Source organism: Pseudomonas sp. ASL4, from assembly GCF_056680395.1.
The window spans coordinates 3,143,509-3,166,166 of the sequence record NZ_CM155280.1 but is presented as its reverse complement, the minus strand read 5'-3'; the positions used below and the strand labels follow the sequence as shown (position 1 = coordinate 3,166,166).

The window sequence follows — 22,658 nt, the reverse complement described above, 5'->3', positions numbered from 1 at the left end:
TTCAATAAAGGAGCAACACCATGCGTAAAACCCTCGCCATTCTCGCCGCCATACTGCTGGCGATTTCCCTCTTCAGCGCATTGATCGGATTAGGTGGTGTAGCCGGCGCGGCGTCTGGAGGAGGACGGGTTTCCGGTGAAGTTGATGTCGCGTTCATGGCCGCCAAGGTGTTGTTTTTCTTGAGCCTGGCCGGTGGGGTCATTGCGATTTGCTGGCCGAAAGCTAACGCCGAGTAAGCCCTTCAAGGCCCGGTGAAATACCGCCCCGGCGTCACCCCAAACGAGCGCCGAAACATCGCAATAAACGCGCTGACATTGTCATACCCCAACTCCAGCGCAATCGTTGTCACAGCCTCCCCCGCCGCCAGCAACTCCAGCGCCCGCAACAATCGCGCGCGTTGGCGCCATTGGCTGAAGGTGAAGCCGGTTTCGCTGACGAAACGCCGGGCCAGGGTTCGTACCGACACACCGCCCCACTGCGCCCATTGCACCAGCGAACGGTTGTCGGCGAGGTCATCGACCAGCGCCTGGGTGATCCGCCGCACTCGCGGATCCTGGGGCAGCGGCAGGCCGAAGGGTTCGGCGGGCAATGCGGCGATTTCGTCGAGGATGAGTTGGGCGATCCGATCCTGGCGCTGATCCCGTGCGCCCCCGTCCCAAGTCGCCGCTCGATCAACGGCCTCTCGCAGCAGACCCGAGGTGGCGATGATGCACGGCTGCTGCGGCAACCCGACACACGCGGCCGCCGCCACATAGACGCTCCAGCCATGGAACGGACCGTGAGAGCGCAAGCCGTGCGGGCAATCCGGTGGAATCCACACCGTATGAGTCGCCGGCACCACCCAATGATGATCCGCCGCGTCCACCGACAACAACCCGCGCCGCGCCCCGAGCAATTGACCGCGGGCATGCTGGTGCAGAGCACTTTGGCGCTCAACCGGGCTGTCCAGCGTAACGGCAAGCACCGATGCAGCGGTGGACGACTGCGCCAGCTCTGTGGATATCAGCGGTTTAACCATTGGCAGTTTCACGTTATCGAATGACTTGGATGAGGCAGTTTAGCCACGAACAACGCTTTAGGCTGGACTCTCATTCAACCGGAGACACCGTTATGCGCGCCGAAGACCTGCTTCCCGACCCTCTCGACCAAGGCCAATTCAACGGCATGACTGTGCGCAAAGGCACGGTCGGGGCTTTTCTGATCAATGCGCGAATGCTGGCCGACCCAGGCGCCAGCGACGAGCAGCGGCGTGTGGCCGAGCAGGACATCGTCGAGGCCTTGCCGGCACTGAGGGCGTTGGGTTTGTTCGAGATCCTGCAAGTGCGTGACCAACACTTGCGCATTTTGTGCGAACGCCACTGACGCTCGCGATGGAGGGTCAGGCTGTGCAAGGATGTCACCCTGCCTGACCGTGAACCGCAGCGGACGCTGATCGAACCTCACTGGTGAGTCACTGTCCCTTGGGTACGCGACGTTTTTTGCCAAGGATCGATATGACCAACCTCAACGCCCAATTCTCATTTGTTCCCGGACGCCTGGAACAGATGTCCACCCGTGTCGCTTTTTTCATCGCCGGTCTCGGCATCGCTGCGTGGGCGCCGCTGGTGCCTTACGCCAAGGCTCGTGCCGGGATGGATGAAGGGACGCTCGGTTTGCTGCTGTTGTGCCTGGGGGTAGGGTCGATCCTGGCGATGCCGATAGCGGGGATGCTGGCCACGCGTTTCGGCTGCCGCCGCGTGGTAAGCGCCGGGGTGTTGCTGATCTGCGCGGCGCTGCCGCTGTTGGCGACGGTGTCGTCGATTCCAGCGTTGATTGCCACGCTGTTCATGTTTGGCGCGGGGTTGGGCACGGTGGACTCGACGGTGAACCTGCAAGCGGTGATCGTCGAGCGGGCCAGCGGCAAGAACATGATGTCGGGTTTCCATGGCCTGTTCAGCCTGGGTGGGATTGTCGGGGCGGCGGGCGTCAGCGCCCTGCTTGGCCTCGGGATTTCGCCATTGGGCGCGACGCTGGTGGTGATCGCGGTGCTGATCGCGGCGTTGCTTAAAGCCGCGCCGCATCTGCTGCCTTACGGCAGTGAAAGCTCCGGCCCGGCGTTTGCAGTGCCTCATGGCATCGTGCTGTTTATCGGCATGATGTGCTTCATCGTGTTCCTCACCGAAGGCGCGGTGCTCGACTGGAGCGCGGTCTTCCTGACCTCCGAGCGCGCAATCGACACGGCGTACGCCGGGCTGGGTTATGCGGCGTTTGCACTGACCATGACCGCCGGGCGGTTGACAGGGGATGCGATTGTCCGGCGTTTGGGCGCGACAAAAGTGATTGTGTTTGGTGGGCTGACGGCTGCGGTGGGCCTGTCGCTGGCGACATTCGCACCGACCTGGGAGGCGGCGCTGGTGGGTTATGCGCTGGTCGGCGCGGGTTGTTCGAACATTGTGCCGGTGCTGTACACCGCAGTGGGCAAACAGACCGTCATGCCGCAAAGCATTGCTGTGCCAGCCATCACCACCCTCGGTTATGCAGGGATACTCGCCGGCCCGGCAGTGATCGGGTTCGTCGCCCATGGCAGCAGTTTGAGCTTTGCCTTTGGGTTGATGGCGGTATTGCTGGTGGCGGTGGCCATTGGCGGAAAAGTGCTGAAGGTCTGAAAAGCATCGCGAGCAGGCTCGCTCCCACAGGGGATCTTTGCCGGGCACAATTTATGTGTACGGCGCAGATCAATGTAGGAGCAAGGCTTGCCCGCGATGAAGCCGCCGCGGTCTATCAGAACCCGACGCTGGCCTGCACGAAGAACGTGCGCGGTGCCCCGACGTAGATCCCCGAGTTGTTGTCGCTGGAACGGGTGAAGTACTGGTGATCGAACACGTTTTTCACCCCGGCGCCGAGTTTCAGGTTCGACAGTTGCGAGCCGAAGTCATAGCCGCCGCGCACGTTCCAGGTCACGTAACCCGGCATGTCGCCGTACTGCCCGTCAGCGCTGCCGTCGGTGATGTAGTTGCCGGTGAAGCTGCCATCCGCATTCACGCCAGTACCCGGCGAGCGCTGCTTGGACTGGGCGAAACCGTCGATGTTGTAGGTCCAGCGATTCACGTCGTAACGCAAGCCAACCGTGGCCACCTGACGTGAATAGAATGGCAAATCACGGCCCTTGAAGCCCGGAATCTCGCCTTCGTAGGTGGCACGGGTGTAGGTGAAACCGGCGTTGGCAGTCAGGCCGTCGAGCCGTGGGTCGAGCGCGGACAGGTCGTAATGCACCGACGCTTCAAGGCCTTGGTGCTTGGTCGCGCCAAGGTTGGTCCAGCCCACGTCGTTGCTGATGTATTGCAGTTCGTCATCGAAGTCGATGTAGAACAGCGTCACTTCCCCGCCCCACACGTCATCGTTGTAGCGCGTGCCGAGCTCGTAAGTCTTGGCCTTCTCCGGGTTCAGGCCGTTGGCCGTGCTGTCACCCGAACCGCCCTGGCCGAGCTGGAAATATTGCAGGCTGCCGAACGACGTCTCGTAGTTGGCAAACAGCTTCCAGGCGTCGGACAGGTGATACATCACGCTCAGCGCTGGCAGCGGTTCGTTGCTTTCGATGCTGCGGTTTTTCTCCGGAACGCGTTTGCCAGCGGTGTCGAGGACGGCGCGGTCGTGCCAGTCAGTGCTGATGTGTTCGAAGCGAACGCCCGGGGTCACGGTCCAGTTGCCGACGTCGATTTTGTTATCGATGTACACCGAGTTGGCTTCAGTGCCGCCGGTACGGTCCTGGAACACATGGCCGTCGGACGTCGGGGTGATCACCGGTTGGTTGTTCACCAGCGCCACGCGGCTCGACTGCTCGTGCATCGCTTCCTTGAGGTAGCGATAACCGACGCTGACTTCCTGAGTGGTCGGGCCTACATCAAACACATGCGACACCCGCGGCTCGATGCCCAAGGTGTAGTAGGACCGCGGATAAGAGCTGAGGGTTTGCTGATCACGAGCGGCGATGTTGCTGCCACGAAAGCTGTCGGTGTAGTAGGTCAGCACTTCAGCCTGAGTACGGTCGTCGATCTGCCGCGCCCACTTGAACGAGACATCCTTGCGCCGCCCGGTGAAGTTGTCGTAGTCGCGCACGGACTGGAACGGGCTGGCGTCGTACTGCTTCTGCGTCAGGCCGCCGGGCATGTCGGCGCTGGCGTCGTAGTAGTGGAAATTCAGGCTGAAATCGTCAACATCGGTCGGCGCCCAGTGGGTCTTGAGGATCACGTCGTCGATGTCGTTGCCGTTGTTGCTTTCGCGGTAACCGTTGCCGTTCACCCCGGTGTACAACAGCGCGACGCCCATGCCGTTGTCCGCTGTACCACCGACAAACGCGGTGTCGACGTGCTTCCAGCCACCGTGCTCGGAGGTTTCGAGGGTGGTGCCGATTTCACCGGTGGCTTTCTCCGGGATCGCGCGGGTGACAAAGTTGATTACGCCGCCGACGTTCTGCGGCCCGTAACGTACGGAACCAGCGCCGCGCACTACGTCGATGCTGTCGAGGTTGCCGGCGGAAATCGGTGCCATCGACAGTTGCGGCTGGCCATACGGAGCGAACGCGGCCGGTACGCCATCGATCAACACGGTGGAGCGCGGCGACAAGCGCGAGGTCAGGCCACGCACGCCGACGTTCAGGGCGATATCACTGCCGCCGGTGCCGTTGGCATCTTGCACTTGCACACCCGGCACGCGACGCAGCACGTCGCCGACATTCATGGCACCCTGCTCGACCATCGCTTCGCGGCGGATCACGGTCCGGGCGCCAGGGTGGTTCTGCACCACGGCGGCATCGGCGTCACCGAGCCAGTCGCCAACCACTTTGATGTCGGTCACGCCCAGTTCCAGCGGTCCGTTGGTGGCGGCAGTTGGCGCTGGTGTCAGGGTCACCGAGCCTTCATCAATCTGATATTCCAGACCGCTGCCTTGCAGCAATTGGCGCAGGGCCTGTTCCGGGGACAGGTTGCCGTCCACCGCCGGGGCCTGTTTGCCGGCGACCAGTGCCGGGCTGAAAAAAACCTGCAACGACGTTTGCTGGCCCAACTGGCTCAAGGCCTGACCCAGCGGCTGCGCCTGAATATGAATGGCGTCGGCGGCAAACGCCTGAGGCAGCGCGGCACTGACGGCCAACGCGAGGGCGAGTCGCAGCCAAGTGGATTTTTTGTTGTTAGCGGTGGTTTTCTTCACGTCGAACAATGTCCTGTGGATCGCAAGAGTATGCGTCTGTTAATGCAAACCAGTTGCAGTTGGACAAGAAGACGAAGAACTCGAAAAAAACCTGAATCTATCGCGAAATTATTTCCTGACTGCCGTCAGACAACGTGCGCACCGCCACCGGCAAGATGCTCGGCAAGGCCTTGAGCAACGCGTCAGTGTTGTCGGATTTGAACACGCTGGTCAGGCGCAGATTGCCCACTTTGTCGTTGCCAACCGTCAGCGGCTTCTCGCGATAGCGGGACACTTCGGCAGCGACTTCAGCCAGGCTGGCGTTGTTGAACACCAGTTTGCCGCTGCGCCAGGCCGTCAGTTCGTGCGGGTTGACCGCGTAGGCGGCGGCCACCTTGCCCTGGGCATCAATGTGCGTGCCGAGGCCGGCGGTGAGGCTGATGAAATCGGCGCCCTGCCCTTGAACCTTGACCGTGCCCTGCTCCACCGCGACCCTGGTTTGCGTCAGGTCCCGGCGCACATCGAACCGGGTGCCGGTGACCGTGACCTGGCCATTGCCGGTCTCGACCACAAACGGTCGACGGGTGTCGTGCTCAACGCTGAACATCGCCTCGCCTTCCTTCAGCTCGATGCCGCGACGATCCTTTTCAAACCGCACCTGCACCCGGCTGCGGCTGTTCAGGTCGATGATCGAACCGTCCGGCAACGCTACATGCTGACGCTCGCCCAGGGCCGTGGAAAATTCAGCGGTATAGGTCGCCGGGTGATTCAAGCCACTGAACAAGCCCAAGCCGAGCGCCACCGTCAACACGCTGGCGGCCACCGCGTAACGCCCCAGTGGACGACGCTTGCGCCGCTGCGGCGGGGTTTCGCACAAGGCTTGCAGGCGTTTGGCGGGCAACAGATCGGCCGCCGTCCACAGGCCCTGAAGCAATTGAAACTCATCGACATGCTGAGGGTGTTCAGCCAGCCAGGCCTCAAAGCGTCGATGTTCCAAGGCGTCCACGGCAGGCTCCTGCAAACGCACAAACCAGCGTGCCGCCTCGTCGCGAACCGCTGTTTGCCCGCACGCACAATCACGAGTATCCATCATGGAAATTCCTGTTTGGCCGGGGTTGGAAATAGGACGTCACGACACGTCTCCCTGTAGGAGCTGCCGAAGGCTGCGATCTTTCCCGGGGCACCGAGAATCATGACTGCGCCCCATCCAGGCGATCGCGCAGATGCCGCAGGGTGCGGATCATATACTTTTCCACCATGTTCTTGGACAGCCCCAACCGCTCGGCGATTTCCGCCTGGGTCAGGCCTTCGATCTTCTGCCAGACAAACACCTTGCGGCAGTTGATCGGCAACTCCGTCAGGGCCTGTTCGATGGAATCCGCCAACTGGATCGCATGCATGAAATGCTCCGGGTCGCCGGACGACGACACACTGTGATCAACCGCCTCGGATTCCATGGCGCCCCGCCGATCCTCACGCCGATAGCCATCCACCGCAATGTTGCGCGCGGTCTGGTGCAAATACGCCCGAGGCTGCTCCACCGCCGCCGAATCGGACTCAAGCACCCGCACGAAGGTGTCATGGGCCAGATCCTCGGCCTGCTGACGATTTCTCAGGCGACGGGTCCAGGTGCCGATCAACTCTTCGTAATGCTCGAAAAAGCCGTGGGTGCGAGGCAGCTTGGGGGTCATTGCAGTGTGCTGTGGGGAGGAGGCGCGAATAGTAATGCTTCCTATTAACTCGAAGCAATGTATTCCACTTCACCGGCTGTTTTCGATGAAGCTCTGGGCGTTGTGCGGCACAACATGGCAAAAAGCAGCAGTTTCGTTGACTCGTTTCGTCATAGATCAACGCTGTTCGGGCGCTTAGAGTGCCCACGCATCGACAAGCTCGATGCGCTGGACAACCACATGAACACGCAGCGGGCCGACCTGCTGCTGGCTCTGCCCCGCAATTCCCTGCCATGAAACACAAGCGGCGTTGACCGCCCTGTTCAATCGCAGTGCAGAAAAGAACTCACCAATAGGAAAGACGTGATGAACACTCCAGAAGTTTTTGTTGTCAGCGCCGCACGCACGGCCATCGGGACCTTCGGTGGTTCGCTCAAGGACGTCCCACTGGCCGATCTGGCGACCACGGCGGTCAAGGCAGCCTTGCAACGCTCCGGTGTGGACCCGGCGCAGATCGGTCATCTGGTGATGGGCAACGTGATCCCGACCGAAACCCGCGATGCGTACATTTCCAGGGTCGCGGCGATGAACGCCGGCCTTGCGAAAGAGACGCCCGCTTACAACGTCAATCGCCTCTGCGGCTCCGGCCTGCAAGCCATTATCAGTGCGGCCCAGACCTTGTTGCTGGGCGACGCCGAAATCGCCATCGGCGCCGGTGCCGAGTCCATGAGCCGCGGACCGTACCTGATGCCTTCCGCACGCTGGGGCGCACGCATGGGCAACGTCCAGGCCATCGACTACATGCTCGGCATCCTGCATGACCCGTTCCACGGTATCCACATGGGCATCACCGCCGAGAACGTCGCCGAGCGCAACGGCATTACCCGCCAGATGCAGGACGCGCTCGCACTGGAAGATCAAAAACGCGCGGCGTTCGCGATTGCCAATGGCTACTTCAGCGAGCAAATCGCCGCCGTCGAAGTTCGTGATCGCAAGGAAACCAGGCTGTTTAGCGTCGACGAGCATCCTCGCACTACCTCCCTCGAACAGCTGTCGCAGATGAAGCCCGCGTTCAAGAAGGACGGCTCGGTGACTGCCGGCAATGCTTCAGGCCTGAACGATGGTGCCGCTGCGCTGGTCATGGCCACCGGCAGCGCGGTTCGAGCCAACAACCTGCGGCCTCTGGCGCGCCTGGTCAGCTATGCCCACGCAGGTGTTGAACCGGAGCTGATGGGCCTGGGACCGATTCCAGCCACGCGCCTGGCACTCAAACGCGCGGGTTTGACCGTGGCGGATCTGGACGTGATCGAAGCAAACATCGCCTTCGCCGCTCAAGCGTGTGCGGTCAGTCAGGAACTGGAACTGGACCCGGCCAAAGTCAACCCGAACGGCTCGGGCATTTCCCTCGGGCACCCGGTGGGCGCGACAGGGGCAATCATTGCGACCAAAGCCATCCATGAACTTCACCGCATCAACGGCCGTTACGCACTGGTGACCATGTGCATTGGTGGCGGTCAGGGAATTGCGGCGATATTCGAACGGGTTTAAATCATTGAGCAATGCCCGGTGGATCACCGGGCATCGTGGCTGCTTGATGATTTCCTTCGGCAACTGGTCGCAATCCATCAATCCCCACCCTCCCTCGCCCCCTAAATTAGCTCCCAGAACAAGCCGCCGTGCCGTGCGGCCAGCCACTGTGGAGAACGTCCCATGCAAAATTTCCAGACCCGCAAACAGCAAAGCCCCGTAGAGGGTTGGGATCATCAGGATCCGGAAGAAGCCTTCACGCTGCCCTCGCGTTATTTTTTCGACGAGACGCTGTTCAAGGCTGAGCGCGACAACATTTTCATGCACGCCTGGCACGTGGCCGGGCATGTCAGCGAATTCGCCGAGCCGGGTCAGTATGTGGTGAAGAGGCTTTCTGTGGCGAGGGAGCTTGTCGGAATGCCGCACCACCCCGTTCGGCTGCGAAGCAGTCGTAGATTCAAACAACTCGGTCTGTCTGAAAGGACGCAGAGGGGCCGCTTCGCAGCCCAGCGCGAGCAAGCCACAGAAAGCCCACTCGCCACAGCTTTTTTTGCACCCACCATAAAAACAACACCACCACACCCCAAACCGCTGCCGATGTTTACCTTCGAGGAGTTGACCCCATGAAAGCCTTGCTCTTGCTTGCAACCCTTACCCTGCCGTTGATGGTGCACGCAGCGGAACCTGAATCCTGCGCCACAGTGCGGTTTTCCGACGTCGGCTGGACCGATATCACCGTCACCACCGCCATCACCAGCGAAGTACTGGAGTCCCTCGGCTACACCACCAAAACCACCCTGCTGTCGATCCCGGTAACCTACCGCGCCCTGGCCGCGGGCAAGGACCTGGACGTGCTCCTCGGCAACTGGATGCCCACCACCGAAAACGACATCAAACCCTTCCGTGACGCCGGCACCGTAGAAACCGTTCGTGCCAACCTGCACGGCGCCAAATACACCCTGGCCGTGCCAGATTACGTGTACGACGCCGGGCTGCATGATTTTGCCGACATCGCCAAATTCAAGGACAAACTCAACGGCCAGATCTATGGCATCGAACCGGGCAACGACGGCAATCGCCTGATCCAGAGCATGATCGACAAGGACGCCTTCGGCCTCAAGGACTTCAAAGTTGTCGAATCCAGCGAAGCGGCCATGCTCTCGCAACTCAAGCGCGCTACCCGCAAAAACGAATGGATGGTGTTCCTCGGCTGGGAACCGCACCCGATGAACACCCGCAACAAGATGAAGTACCTCAGCGGTGGCGATGAGTACTTCGGGCCGAATTTTGGTCAGGCAACGGTCTACACCAACGTGCGCAAGGACTACCTCACGCAATGCAGCAATGTCGGCAAGTTGCTGCAGAACATGGAGTTCAGTCTGGCCATGGAGAACCAGTTGATGGACGCGGTGTTGAATCAGAACCAGAAGCCGCGGGAGGCGGCGAAGGCGTGGTTGAAGGCCAATCCGCAAGTGCTGGAATCGTGGTTGGTGGGGGTGAGTAGTCGGGATGGGCGCGATGGGGTGAAAGTGGCGAGTGACCGGTTGGCCGCTCAATAACGCGGAACGGGAACCCCTTCAGGAGCACGGTTTGCTGGCGATGGCGTCCTTGAAAAAGCCATTGCCAGCCAGCGCCTGCAGAGACCGTCACCCGTTGACGGCCGCTTCATTCCCGAGCATTTACAAAGCTAACTAAATATTCATCTGGAAATCGTCTGCTTTTGGTCGCTTTGCGCGTTGTGCCAGCCACGGAGGTCTATTCTGCTTTGAGCAGAGCCGGGGCACTGAAGTCATGACGCGCCCTAACGCACGCACCAGTGCGGCCATCGTGTTTCGTATCCAGTCGCCGACCGGGCTCACTCAAGTCTCCATGGACAGGCAGTCGATCCAGCGGTCGCGTCCAGGCCTGCGTCGGGTTTGCTGCCGGGTCCACAGCCCGGATAACTGCAATGCATGCACTTGTACGTATCGCGCTGGGAAGGCCCTATACCTTTGTCGTGCTGGCAATCCTGATCCTGATCGCCGGTCCGTTGGCGGCATTGCGCACACCCACGGACATCTTTCCCGAGATCCGCATCCCGGTCATTGCCGTCATCTGGCAGTTCACCGGTTTGTCACCGGACCAGATGGCCGGGCGGATCACCTCGCCGTTCCAGCGGGTACTGACCACCACGGTCAACGACATACGGCACATCGAGGCACAGTCGTTGAATGGCTACGGGATCGTGAAGATTTTCTTTCAGCCCAACGTCAATATCACCAACGCCAACGCGCAAGTGACCTCGGTGTCGCAAGCGATTTTGCGTCAATTGCCACCGGCCACGACGCCGCCACTGATCCTCAACTACAGCGCCTCGACGGTGCCGATCATTCAACTGGCCTTGTCCGGCAAAGGCTTGAGCGAGCAAAAACTCGGAGACATCGGACTCAACACCGTGCGCCTGATGCTGACGACCGTCGCCGGGGCGGCCATCCCCTACCCGTTCGGCGGTAAATCCCGGCAGATTCAGATCGATCTCGACTCGGCGGCGTTGCAGGCCCGTGGGCTCTCGGGTCAGGACGTGGCGAATGCGCTGGCCACACAGAATCTGATCACCCCGATCGGCACCGAAAAAATCGGCGACTACGAATACCCGCTACTGCTGAACAACGCGCCGACGGACTTCAAGGACCTCGAAGACCTGCCGATCAAGACCGCCAATGGCACCACGGTGCTGATGCGCGATGTGGCGACAGTGCGCGATGGCAACCCGCCGCAAACCAACATCGTGCACGTCAATGGCAGCCGTTCACTGTTGCTGACCATCCTGAAGACCGGCTCGGCCTCGACCCTGGGCGTGATCACCGGGATCCGCGACAAACTCGCCGACTCCAAGGCTGCCCTGCCCGACAACCTGCAAATCGAGTTTATTGAAGACCAATCGGTGTTTGTCCGGGCCGCGATCAGCAGCGTGGCCAAGGAAGGGATCATCGCTGCCGCGCTGACCAGCCTGATGATTCTGCTGTTTCTTGGCAGCTGGCGCTCGACGGTGATCATTGCCGTGTCCATTCCGCTGTCGATCCTGGCCTCCATAGCCACCCTCGCCGCCCTCGGCGAAACCCTAAACATCATGACGCTTGGCGGCCTGGCGCTGGCGGTGGGGATTCTGGTGGACGAGGCGACCGTCACCATCGAGAACATCAACTGGCACCTGGAACAAGGCAAAGAGGTAAAAACCGCGATCCTCGACGGTGCCGCGCAGATCGTCACCCCGGCGTTTGTCTCTCTGCTGTGTATTTGCATCGTGTTCGTGCCAATGTTTTTCCTCGAAGGCATCGCCCGGTTTTTGTTCGTGCCGATGGCCGAGGCCGTGGTGTTCGCCATGATCGCCTCGTTCCTGCTGTCGCGGACGCTGGTGCCGACCATGGCCAATTACCTGCTCAAACCCCACACCAAGGACGAAGAAACCGAGCACAACAAACGCTCGGGCAATCCGCTGGTGCGTTTTCAACGGGGCTTCGAAAAGCGTTTCGAAGCCGCCCGCGACCGTTATCACGCGCTGCTCGAAACCACCCTGCATCACCGGGGGATTTTCGTGGTGTGCTTTTTCGGCTTTGTCCTGCTGTCGTTCACCCTCGTGCCATTTCTGGGACGCAACTTTTTTCCGGCCGTCGATGCCGGGCAGATCCTATTGCACGTGCGCGCACCGGTCGGCACGCGGGTAGAGAAGACCGCCGAATTCATTTTCAACGTCGAAGACTCGATCCGCCGCATCATCCCGCCGGCGGACCTCGGCTCAGTGGTCGATAACATCGGCCTGTCGATCAGCGGCATCAATATCACCTACAACAACACCGGGACCGTGGGCTCCCAGGACAGTGACATCCATATCAAGCTCAACGACGGCCATCGCCCCAGCGCCGAATACATGCGGCAAATGCGCGAACAACTGCCGCGACAATTTCCCAGCCTGGTGTTTTCATTTCCACCGGCGGACATCGTCGGGCAGATTCTGAATTTCGGCGCTTCAGCACCGATTGACCTGCAAATCCAGGGGAGCAACCAGACCGCCAATTTCACCTATGCCAACACCTTGCTGCGCGAAATCCGTCGCGTGCCGGGGGTCGCCGATGCGCGGATCCAGCAGTCCCAACAACTGCCGACCTTCAAGGTCAACGTCGACCGCACCCGTGCGCAACTGGTCGGTATAACCGAACGCGATGTCACCAATAGTCTGGTGGTCAACCTCGCGGGGTCCAGTCAGGTGGCGCCGACTTACTGGCTGAACAATACCAATGGCATCTCCTACCCGATCGTGATGCAGACGCCGCAGTACAACCTCGACTCCCTGTCCGCCTTAAACAACTTGCCGCTCAGCCCGACCGGCGCGGGCAACGACGAACAGATTCTCGGCGGCCTGGCGACCCTTGAACGGACCAACAGCCACTCGGTGTTCAGCCAGTCGGAGCTGCAGCCGGTGGTGGAGATTTACGCTTCTACCCAGGACCGCGACCTCGGCGCCGTGGCTGCGGACATTCAGGACATCATCAACGCCCACGCCAAGGACGTGCCCAAGGGCTCGAAAGTGGCGTTGCTCGGTCAGGTGCAAACCATGAACAGTGCGTTCAACGGCATGCTGTTCGGCTTGCTCGGGGCCGTGGTGCTGATCTATCTGGTGATCGTGGTCAACTTCCAGTCGTGGCTGGACCCGTTTGTCATTCTCATGGCCCTGCCCGCGGCGTTGGCGGGTATCGTCTGGATGTTGTTCCTCACTCACACGCCATTGTCGGTGCCGGCGCTGACCGGCGCGATCATGTGTATCGGCGTGGCGACGGCCAACGCGATTCTGGTGGTCAGTTTCTGCCGTGAACGCCTGGACGCCCACGGCGACTCCATTGCCTCGGCGCTGGAGGCCGGTTTTACCCGGTTCCGCCCAGTGCTGATGACCGCACTGGCAATGATCATCGGCATGACGCCCATGGCCCTGAGCCTGGGTGAAGGCGCCGAGCAGAATGCCCCGCTGGGCCGAGCGGTGATCGGCGGGTTGGCCTTTGCCACAGTGGCGACGCTGTTTCTGGTGCCGGTGATTTTCAGCATCGTCCACGCCCGCGACGACAGCGAGTCTGTCCCGGCCACCGCGACTCAAGAGGCCTGACATGTCCGACGACAAGACCCAAGCCAGCACGGCACACCACAGGACCAGCCATTGGCGAATCATGCTGGCCGTGTTGATGCTGGTGCTGATCGTGATCGCGTGCGTCATCTGGCGCGTGAGTGAGTCACGCACCCTCAAGGACTGGACCGACAAACAGGCGCTGCCCAACGTGGTGCTGATTTCCCCGAGCGTGGCCCCGCAAGGTCCGGTGCTTAATTTGCCGGGGCGGTTGGAGGCCTATTCCAGAGCCTCGATCTTCGCCCGCGTCAGCGGCTATCTGAAGTCTTGGAAATTCGACATCGGCGCACCGGTCAAGGCCGGGCAGTTGCTCGCTGAAATCGACGCTCCCGAACTCGATCAGCAACTGCTTCAGGCTCGCGCCGACCTGGCCAGCGCCCAGGCAAACGAGTCACTGGCGTCCACCACTGCGAAACGCTGGCAAGCGATGCTGGCTTCCGATTCCGTATCGCGCCAGGACGTCGACCAGCGCACCGGTGACCTGAGCGCCAAACAGGCGCAGGTGATGGCGGCCAAAGCCAATGTCGATCGGCTGGTGGCGACCAAGGGCTTCCAGCGCCTGGTCGCGCCGTTCGATGGCGTGGTGACGGCGCGCGAGACCGATGTCGGGGCATTGATCAATGCCGGCAGCGGCGCGAACGGGCCGGAGTTGTTCGTCGTGTCAGACGTCAGCCGCCTGCGGGTTTACGTGCAGGTGCCACAGACGTTTTCGCCGCTGGTGCGAGCCGGCACCAGTGCCAGCCTGACGGTGCCCGAGTATCAGAAGGAGCAGTTTGCCGCGCGGGTCATCGCCACCGCTGACTCGGTCAACGCCACGTCGGGCACCACACTGGTTCAACTGCTCGTCGATAACCCTGGCGGGCGCCTGATACCGGGCGGGTTCACCAATGTCGAGTTCAAGTTACCGGTACAGGTCAACGCCTTGCGGTTACCGGCCAGCGCGTTGATCTTCGACGAACATGGCCTGCGGGTGGCGACCCTCGATGCGAACGATAAGGTGCGCTTCAAAACCATCACCATTGCCCGTGAGCTGGGTGATTCGGTGGAAGTCGGCTCGGGGTTGTCGGCCAGTGACCGGGTGATCGACACGCCACCTGACGGCCTCGCCGATGATGACAGCGTGCAAGTCGTGCAGCCCGACAAGGGAGCCAAAGGCAATGGCTGACCGGAAGACGTTTTGCGCATTGGGCGCGTTGTTGGGGCTCAGCGCCTGCTCGCTTGCCCCCGCTTACCATGTGCCGACAACCCCCGTGGCCGCGCAGTTTCGCAGCGTCGCACCCTGGACCACGGCGCAGCCGTCGGACCAGTTGAGTCGCGATGGCTGGTGGCAGATGTATAACGATCCGCAACTCGACGCGCTGCAACAGCAATTGCGGCACAACAACCCGGACCTGAGCGCCGCACTGGCGCACTACGCCCAGGCTCAGGCGTTCGTCAGGCAAGTGGCGTCGGGATTGTTCCCCACGATCACCGGCAACGCCAACCCGCAACGCATTCGTCAGTCGGACAATAAACCGCTGCGCTCCGGCGGGCCCGACGAGTACAACTCGGTCACCTTGGGCGCCGAGGTCGATTACGAAGTGGATTTGTGGGGCCGCGTGCGCGATACGGTCGCCGCGGGCAAGGACGAGGCCCAGGCGCAGAAAGCCGACCTGGCCTCGGCGCGCCTGAGCCTGCAAACGCAACTGGCCGACACCTACATTCGCCTGCGAGGCCTGGATCAGCAGACCCGGCTGCTGACGGCGACTGGGGCGGCGTTCGAGAAAGCGTTGAACCTGACGCAGGGCCTGCATGACGGCGGCATTGTCTCGGGGCTGGACGTGGCGCGTGCTCGCACGCAGCTGTCTTCGACCAAGTCGCAGTTGACCCAGAACATCGCGCAACGTGCCCTGCTGGAACATGCCATTGCAGCGCTGGTGGGGGCGTCGGCCTCGGACTTTTCCATCGCTCAAAGCACCCGCGTCGTGACCCTGCCTGTGGTACCCGTCGGGTTGCCATCGACCCTGTTGCAGCGCCGCCCCGACATCGCTGCCGCCGAACGCCGGACCGCCGAAGCCAACGCAAAAATCGGCGTCGCCCGCGCGGCGTTTTATCCCAGCCTGACCCTGAGTGCCCAGGCCGGTTTTCAAAGCGCCGAGTACGCCAAATTGCTCTCGGCACCCAATCTGTTCTGGGTCATCGGACCGTCACTGCTGGGGACCATTTTTGACGGAGGCGCGCATCAAGCCGAACTGGACGCCGCCAGAGCCGCCACCGAAGAGGCCGGCGCGCACTATCGCAGCGTGGTGCTCGCGGCGTTTGCCCAGGTCGAAGACAACCTGTCGCTGGTGTCCGGATTGGGTTCCGCCCTCAAGGACCAGCGCGACGCAGCGGACGCCGCACAACAATCGGAGAACCTGGCCATGGACCAATACCGCCAGGGTGCGATCGGTTACCTGGATGTCGTGACTGCGCAGACCACGGCGTTACAGGCACAAAGCAGCGTTCTGGATTTACAGACCCGCCAGTTGAGCGCCAATGTGGGGTTGATCAAAGCGTTGGGTGGTGGGTGGTCGAGCGAGGAATTGGCGAGCATTTCGGCGCAGAAGAACTGAGCCAGACTCCCGGCTGATAGCGATTTAAATGTGGGAGCAGGCTTGCTCGCGATGGCGGTGTGTCAGGCAACTGTGTTGTCGACTGGACGACCGCTTTCGCGAGCAAGCCCGCTCCCACAGGGGGACGTGGTGCTTAGATGTTTTTCTCGTCAATCCCGGCCTGCAGCGACTGGCTGTCGTAATGGCCGCCAATGGTTACAGGACCTAGTTTGACGCTGTGTTCACCCGCAGCCGAAACCTCAGGTTTGCTGCCCTCGGCTTTCGGTTTCTCAGGCAGATCGAGACCTGCGTTGATGCCGTAGTCGCGGTTGCTCAGGTCCGTGGTGCTGACTTTCGAGCCGCCCAGATCCACCCGGGCTTCGGTCGAGGCAATCCGTGCGCCGGTCAGTTGCGTGGCGCCGCCAACCTTCAGATCCACACCTTGTGTGCCGCTGATACCCGAGGCCTGGCCGACGCTGTCCTTGTGCGCATAACCGCCGTCGGCTTTCAGGGTCGGTTTGTAGTCAGTGCCGCCGAGTTTGGCATTGTCGGCGACTTTATCCTTCTCGGCTGGTTTTGCTTTTGTCGCGGTCAGGCCCAAGTCAACGTCGACCTTAGCGCTGGTCTGGCTGTCCTGACGGCTTTCCACGGTCAGATCACCGCCCACCTTGCCGCTGACGGTCCCGGCATCGATCCGCGCACCGGCCAGATGCACATCCCCGGAAGAATTGACGATGACGCTGTCAGCCTTGATCTGACTGTTCTGCTGCGTCGTGCCTTTCAGGTGATCAACCCCAACCTTGGCCCCGGCATTGAAGCCGTGGTCACTGCTGGCAACGTTCTTTTCATCCACAACAACCGGTGTGCTGTTGCTCAGGTTGCCGCCCGCATTCAGCGCGACATTCCAGTTAGTGCGGTTCTGCGTGGACTGGGCCGATTCCTGATTGATCCCACCCTGCTGCGCATCAAGGCTGACGCTCGGGGCGCTGACCTGGGTGCCTTGCAGGTGGATAGCCTCACCGCTGAGAGCGATGTTGCCCTGACTGTTGAGCTGGCCACCGGTCAAGGTTTGGGTGTTTTCGTTGACCCGACCGATGTTGAAATTGCCGCTCAAATTGCCGCCCTGATCAGCGCTTTTCTCAGTACTGGTTTTACTACCACCCACCTTCAGACCACCGCCAAGGTTGCTGCCCGAGGCGCTGTGCGTGTCGGTCGCCGCTTGCAGATCGAGTTTGCCGTCAGCCTTCAAGTCGATGCCGCCTGCCGTATCAACCTTCGTCCCTTGGAGGATTTGATCGCCACCACTGCTCAACACCACTGGGCCTTTGCCCTGAATACTCGCGACCTGAGCCTGGCTGTCTTGCGTCTGTTTGCCGGTGTGATCGAGCTGGAAGCCGGCGCCCAGATCAACATTGGTGCCGTTAGTGCCTGGCGCCGTGCCGACGTTCAGCGAGCCATTGCCGCGCAGACTGGAGGTGTCACTGCTCTGACGGTCGTTGGCCTGATTCAGCGCCAGCTCACCGCCGGTCTTGATCGAAACCCCGCCCTGCCCGCCATCGAAATGGCTGCCTTCAAACTGACCCTTTTCGCGCAGGTTGATGTTCACCCCGTCGCTGCCGGCATAGTTGCCAGCCACCGCGGTGGAGCTGTCTTTGCGCGTCTGGCTGCTGCCGCCCGCACCGCTGCCGGCAACGTTCACGTCTTCACCGGTTTTGGTGTAGACCCGCACGTCAGCCTTGGCGTCCAGCGCCTGATCGGTGCGGCTGTGGGTGTTGCTCGCGGCGCTCGCCACCAACGCGTCGGCGCTGATGTTCACCTTGCCCGAACTCGCCTGGTATTGGGTACCCTGGTCCTGCAAGGTACCGGCGACCTTGACGTCCACGGTGCCGCCCTTGAACTGGCTGACCACGGCGTTGCCGGTTTGCTCGGTATGGCTGGCATCCTGGTGACCGATAGCCACGTCGATGCCGACATTCGGCTGACCGAGATTGGCCAACGCGTCCTTGTCCGGCACCTTGCCGTTCAACACGTCCTTGACTGCCCCGGCGATGGGTCGGGCGATGTCTTTGTATTCGACGTTGGCGCCAATATCCGCCGACCAGTTGCTCTCGTGATGAGTGCTGCTGTCGGTGTTGCTTGCAGCGCGATTGTCGACCTCGTCCGCCGCGACATCCAGACCTTTGCCGGCATCAAGATGCGCGCCTTCGGTGGTGAGCTTTCCGGTATTGATGTTCAGGTTGCCGCTGCTTTGGACGCTGGTGGTTTGCGCCGTGGTTTTGCTGGCGGTGTCTTGCGAGGTGTTGTGGGCGAAATCGACACCACTTCCGGCGCGGTCGAGGCCGCCGGTGTAGTAGAAACCGCCGCTGGTGCTGGTTTTATCGGTCGAAGTGCTGTGGCTATCCTGCTCGGCCAGCAGCGAGACGTTTTTGCCGGTCAGGGTCGCGTCACCGTTGGTGGCTTTGACCTCGGCGCCCTTGAGCATCAGGTCGCCGCCCGCCGCCAGTTGCACGTTGCCGCCGCTGAGGCTGGAGCCCTGCTGCTTGACGTCGTTGCTGGTCACGGTTTGTTGCTTGTCTTCGTAATGCACACCGGCGCGGTACTGGCCGGCGTCCGGGGCGTTTTCCTTGGCGTAGGCGTCGAAGCCACGGGTCTCGGTGGTTTTGCTGCTGTCGCTGGTGTTTTGCGCAGAATGTACGTTCACATCCCCCGCCGCATCAACGCTCAGGGTGCCATCGGCCTTGACCGTCGCGCCGGCCACTTCAATGTCCTTGGCGCTCTTGAGCTTGAGGTTGCTGTCGGAGGTCAGCTCGCTGCGCACCGTGGTGCTGTCCTTGGCGTTCTGCCGGGTTTCGTCCTTGGTGATGCCGAAGAACTTGCTGTCCTTGTCGTGGCTGTTGGCGTGGGAGGTGTCCTGCACGCCATCGATGATCAGCGAACCCTTGTCGCTGACAACACTGGCCTCAGTGCCGCCGCGCACCTGGCTACCGCTGATGCGCACGTCGTCAGCCTTGACGATCAGTTTGCCGGTAGCGTTGACCTTGCTGCCCTGGTTTTGGGTTTTGCCTTGATCGGCGTCGCCGGTCTTGCCGAAGAAACCGCCACCGACCAAATCGCCCGAGTAGCTGTTGTCGCTCTTGCGCTGGGTGCGGCTGGCGCTGGTGATTTCGACCTGTTTGCCGGCGAGGTTGATGTCGCCCTTGCTAGACAATTGCGCACCTTCGGAACGCAGCAATGCCGCCGTGGCCAGGGCGATATTTCCGCCCTTCAACTGACTGGTGATGCTGCGTTGTTCTTCGCTGCTGGTGTCCCAGTTGGCTTTCCACAGGTGTTTGCGGTGGTTGCCCTGGTCGGTTTGGGTGTGGCTTTCGGTGGCGGCGGTCAGGCGCAGGTCGCCGCCGCTTTGGAGGTTCAAATTGTTTGCCGCATCGACTTTGGCCGCCTTGAGTTCGGTGTCGCCACCGGAGGAAAGCTGCGCGTCACGGCTGGCAAGAATCTGGCTGCCGTGCTGGCGCGAGTCGCTGTCGGTCTGGGTCCGGTCGTAGGTTTCCCAGGTGATGCCGATGGTGCTGTTGTTCCAGTTTTCGCGAGTCTGCTGGAGCTTGCGGCTTTCGACGGTGGTCAGGGTCAGGTTGCGTTTGGCGTCGAGTTTGACGTCGCGGCCACTCACGTCGGCAGCGGCCAGGGTCAAGTCTTTGCCGCTGTGCAGGCCGACATCACCCTGGTTGCTGCGCACGCCGGCACGGGTGACGTCGAGGCTGTCGGCAACGGCTTGACCGCTGATGCTCAGGTCGCCAGCGGAACGAATCTGCACGCCATCGCGGCCCGCCACTTGCACCGGGCCAACCCGCACGCCCGCGCCTTCGGCAGTGCTGACGATGTTGATGCGCCCAGCCTGCATCGCGCCGAACAGGCTGGCATCGATGCGTTGGTCGGTGGTGTTCCCCGCCGGATCGACGGCTTTCACCTGGCCGCTGGCGTAGTCCACCTGATTGCGGCCGACCGTGAGGTTCAGTTGATCCCGCGCACTGAGGCTGCCCTGGCTATCGATACGCGGTGCGATCAGGTTGATCGAGCCTTCGCGGTTTTGCAGGCCCGCGCCTTGAATCTGCAAGCTGCCCTTGGCGTCACGGGTGCTCAGGGCTTGCAGCTTGCCGTCGTTCAATTCGGGGCGACCGACCACTAGGTTGGCGTTCGGCGTGTTGATGAAACTGCCGCCGTTCACCGAGATACCGTTGGGGTTGGCCAACACGTAATCGGCGGATTTGCCGAAGATTTCCTGGGCGCCGTTGAGGGTCGAGGCGTTGCGGCTGATCACTTCGTTGAGGATCACGCTCGCGGCGTGGCCCTGGAACTGCGGGTTGGCCGCCAGTTGCCCGGCGAGCTGGGATTGCCCGGCCTGCAAGGCGTTGTTCAGCACCAAGCCCTGGCGGTCGACGTTGTAGTCCAGAAACTGGTTATGCGACAGGCCGGAACCATTGGGCGCAACGATGTTGACGATGGGCACGCCGCCCTGGGTTTGCAGTTGTGCGGTGCCGCCGGGCCCCGGCGCGACCACCACACCACCCGCGAAGGCGCTGGGCAGATGGGCAATCAGGAACAGGCTGGCAATCGCCCAGCGCAGTTTGCCCCGTGGGGAAAGATGGAACGCAAATGTCTGTGCAGGCATAAAAACCTCTCAATTAAAGTGCGGCATCACGTTGCGCGCCGAGTTGTTGGCCGTGGCTGTGGCGCTCAGGTCCGACGGCTGTTGTTGGGTGTTCATAGCGTTAGCCCCACGCGCATCAGCCAGGTTTCTGGCTCCTGATGAAAACCGCTGGGAGTGTCGAGGCTGCGTTGGTAATCGATGTCCACTTGCAGTTTTTTCCAGCTCAGGTTGACCCCGGCGCTGGCCCCGCTCAGGCGTTGGCCCTGGGCGCCGTGGTCGGCCTTGATCCAGCCGTTGTCCAGACCCAGGCGCGGGGTGACTTGCATTGGCAAATTGCTTTTTAAAGGCAGGCGCAGGGTATTGCGCCAGATCGCTCCGCTGGCGCCGGAGGCACTGTTGACCCGGTAACCGCGCACGGCGGAATCGTCGGTGCCCAGCAGTTGTTCGACGGCCGGCAGCGGATCGGGGCTGTATTGCACGTTGAACTGGCTCTGCCATTGCCAGGCCTGCTGGCCAAATTGACCGTTGCGCCACTGGCTGAGGCCGGCGCGGTATTTGCGGAACTGCGCTTTCGGCTGGTTGCTGACCTGGCGATTGGCATCGTCATCGGCGCCGAGCCAGCGCAGGCCCTGGGCATAATTGATGTCCAGGTTCCAGACCGCGCTGTTGAGCCAGAACAGGTTCAGCCCGGCTTCGGCCACGGTCAGCGTCGGGCTCTGGATACCGAGGCGAACGTTCTCCAGGTAGCTGTCGACGTCCTTGTGCGCCAGTTGCAGATTGGCGCTGAGCTGATGACTTTGATCGCGCCACAGCACGCGGTCGGCACGCAAGCTGAGCTGGTCGGTGATACCGGTACTGTGAAACGTCACGCTGGGGAGTTTGAACGGCGCACGGTATTCGGCATGACTGGCGAAGACGCTGTAGGTCCAGTAGCCGTAAGGAATCGCGTAATAAAGGCTGGCGTTGCGGCTGTAGCGATCGCCGTGATTGAGGGTGTCGCTGGCGCTGAGATTGAGTGAGTCGTTGAGCTCCAGCGGGCTGTCGAGACTCAGGCTCAGGGTGTCGCGATCCCGTCCGGTGCTAGCGCTGCCGAGGTTGTCCGCGCCCAGGCCCAACGCCCAACGCGACTGACCGCTGGTGCGCGAACGCAGAATGATCCGCGAGGCGCCGGGCTCGGTGCCGGGGGAGACGTCAGCGGTCAAGTCCACCGAACGCAGACGGTTCAACTGGTCCAGGCCTTGTTCGAGATCGCGCAGGTTCAGCGGCTTGCCAAGCATCCCGGGAAACGCACCGCCGAGGGACACCGGCAGGCTCTGGTCGGCCAGTTCGATGGACTCGACATAACCTTCATCGACCACGATATCCAGCGACTGCCCCGCCGCTGGTGCGCTGCTGAGGTACGGCCGACTGGCGATGTAACCGGCGTCCACGTACAGCGCGGTGATGGTCGCCAGCAGATGGTTGATCTGGCCGACGCCCATGCACGCCGACAGCTGCGGCTTGATTCGCTCGTTGAGTTTTTGGCTGTTGATCAGAGTAACGCCGCCGATGCGCGTACCGCTCAGCGGCCAGCAGCGTTCATCCGGGGTGACTTGGGCGGGCAACGCGGGCGTGACCGGCGGCGCACCGAAACTGCCGCGTTCCAGTTGCCGACGACGTTCTTCCAGTTGCAGTTGTTGCAGGTCGCGCTGTTGCTGTTGCTGCTGGCGCAGTACTTCCTGGCCTGGAGCGGAAGGGTCAGCGGCCTGAAGGGATGAAACACTCAGGCTCAACAACAAAACCAACAACAGCGTGCGAGGTGTGGGACTGCGACGAGGAACAGCGCGAAGCGAATACGGCACTCAACATCCTTGCGATCATCAAATGGCTCAATGCCATCCCATCAATTTTCGTGATAGTCAGATCGTTCCAACGCAAATGCAAGACGC

14 protein-coding genes and 1 pseudogene are annotated in these 22,658 nt (G+C 61.7%); 9 read left to right on the top strand and 6 right to left on the bottom strand.

Going from position 1 to position 22,658, the window contains the following annotated elements; genetic code table 11:
* Positions 1 to 20: 20 nt before the first annotated feature.
* On the top strand, positions 21 to 236 hold the full coding sequence (locus AC1MEW_RS14180; protein ID WP_322269153.1) for a hypothetical protein: 216 nt from the start codon (positions 21 to 23) through the stop codon (positions 234 to 236).
* A gap of 5 nt (positions 237 to 241) precedes the next feature.
* Here AC1MEW_RS14180 and AC1MEW_RS14175 read toward each other — a convergent pair whose 3' ends face one another.
* Positions 242 to 1,018 (bottom strand): AraC family transcriptional regulator, encoded by a 777-nt coding sequence (locus tag AC1MEW_RS14175; RefSeq protein ID WP_322270932.1) that lies wholly within the window; start codon positions 1,016 to 1,018, stop codon positions 242 to 244.
* A 92-nt stretch (positions 1,019 to 1,110) separates the two neighbouring features.
* On the opposite strand from AC1MEW_RS14175, the gene AC1MEW_RS14170 reads away from it, so the two are divergent.
* Positions 1,111 to 1,362: a hypothetical protein gene (locus AC1MEW_RS14170; RefSeq protein WP_322269154.1), complete on the top strand. Its 252-nt coding sequence runs from the start codon at positions 1,111 to 1,113 to the stop codon at positions 1,360 to 1,362.
* Between the two features lie 131 nt (positions 1,363 to 1,493).
* The gene (locus tag AC1MEW_RS14165; protein WP_201204847.1) at positions 1,494 to 2,645 is read left to right on the top strand and encodes an MFS transporter; all 1,152 of its coding nucleotides are present in this window, start codon (positions 1,494 to 1,496) and stop codon (positions 2,643 to 2,645) included.
* Between the two features lie 115 nt (positions 2,646 to 2,760).
* Here the strand turns inward: AC1MEW_RS14165 and AC1MEW_RS14160 are convergent, their stop codons facing one another.
* The 3 genes from AC1MEW_RS14160 to AC1MEW_RS14150 form a co-directional block, all read right to left on the bottom strand.
* Positions 2,761 to 5,184, bottom strand: a complete 2,424-nt coding sequence (locus AC1MEW_RS14160; protein ID WP_480426694.1) for a TonB-dependent siderophore receptor — start codon at positions 5,182 to 5,184, stop codon at positions 2,761 to 2,763.
* Positions 5,185 to 5,281: 97 nt separating this feature from the next.
* Complete coding sequence (locus AC1MEW_RS14155) at positions 5,282 to 6,256, bottom strand: FecR family protein (RefSeq protein WP_322269157.1); 975 nt, start codon at positions 6,254 to 6,256, stop codon at positions 5,282 to 5,284.
* A 97-nt stretch (positions 6,257 to 6,353) separates the two neighbouring features.
* Positions 6,354 to 6,854 (bottom strand): sigma-70 family RNA polymerase sigma factor, encoded by a 501-nt coding sequence (locus AC1MEW_RS14150; RefSeq protein WP_201204853.1) that lies wholly within the window; start codon positions 6,852 to 6,854, stop codon positions 6,354 to 6,356.
* A 345-nt stretch (positions 6,855 to 7,199) separates the two neighbouring features.
* On the opposite strand from AC1MEW_RS14150, the gene AC1MEW_RS14145 reads away from it, so the two are divergent.
* The 6 genes and pseudogenes from AC1MEW_RS14145 to AC1MEW_RS14120 all read left to right on the top strand — a co-directional run bounded on the left by AC1MEW_RS14145 (position 7,200) and on the right by AC1MEW_RS14120 (position 16,106).
* A complete protein-coding gene (locus AC1MEW_RS14145; RefSeq protein WP_322269159.1) occupies positions 7,200 to 8,381 on the top strand; it encodes an acetyl-CoA C-acyltransferase family protein in 1,182 nt (393 codons plus the stop codon).
* A gap of 162 nt (positions 8,382 to 8,543) precedes the next feature.
* Positions 8,544 to 8,753, top strand: a pseudogene (locus AC1MEW_RS14140) (aromatic ring-hydroxylating oxygenase subunit alpha); the annotation flags it as partial.
* A 230-nt stretch (positions 8,754 to 8,983) separates the two neighbouring features.
* Complete coding sequence (locus tag AC1MEW_RS14135; protein WP_480426692.1) at positions 8,984 to 9,919, top strand: choline ABC transporter substrate-binding protein; 936 nt, start codon at positions 8,984 to 8,986, stop codon at positions 9,917 to 9,919.
* Positions 9,920 to 10,308: 389 nt separating this feature from the next.
* The gene (locus AC1MEW_RS14130) at positions 10,309 to 13,494 is read left to right on the top strand and encodes an efflux RND transporter permease subunit (protein ID WP_480426691.1); all 3,186 of its coding nucleotides are present in this window, start codon (positions 10,309 to 10,311) and stop codon (positions 13,492 to 13,494) included.
* Between the two features lie 61 nt (positions 13,495 to 13,555).
* Positions 13,556 to 14,677 (top strand): efflux RND transporter periplasmic adaptor subunit, encoded by a 1,122-nt coding sequence (locus tag AC1MEW_RS14125; protein ID WP_322270933.1) that lies wholly within the window; start codon positions 13,556 to 13,558, stop codon positions 14,675 to 14,677.
* Positions 14,670 to 16,106 (top strand): efflux transporter outer membrane subunit, encoded by a 1,437-nt coding sequence (locus tag AC1MEW_RS14120; RefSeq protein ID WP_480426689.1) that lies wholly within the window; start codon positions 14,670 to 14,672, stop codon positions 16,104 to 16,106. The genes AC1MEW_RS14125 and AC1MEW_RS14120 overlap by 8 nt, the downstream gene beginning before the upstream one ends.
* A 133-nt stretch (positions 16,107 to 16,239) precedes the next feature.
* Here the strand turns inward: AC1MEW_RS14120 and AC1MEW_RS14115 are convergent, their stop codons facing one another.
* Both AC1MEW_RS14115 and AC1MEW_RS14110 read right to left on the bottom strand, forming a co-directional pair.
* On the bottom strand, positions 16,240 to 20,751 hold the full coding sequence (locus AC1MEW_RS14115; RefSeq protein ID WP_480426688.1) for a hemagglutinin repeat-containing protein: 4,512 nt from the start codon (positions 20,749 to 20,751) through the stop codon (positions 16,240 to 16,242).
* Between the two features lie 92 nt (positions 20,752 to 20,843).
* Positions 20,844 to 22,571, bottom strand: coding sequence for a ShlB/FhaC/HecB family hemolysin secretion/activation protein (locus AC1MEW_RS14110; protein WP_480426687.1), 1,728 nt, complete (start codon positions 22,569 to 22,571; stop codon positions 20,844 to 20,846).
* Between the last annotated feature and the right edge of the window lie 87 nt (positions 22,572 to 22,658).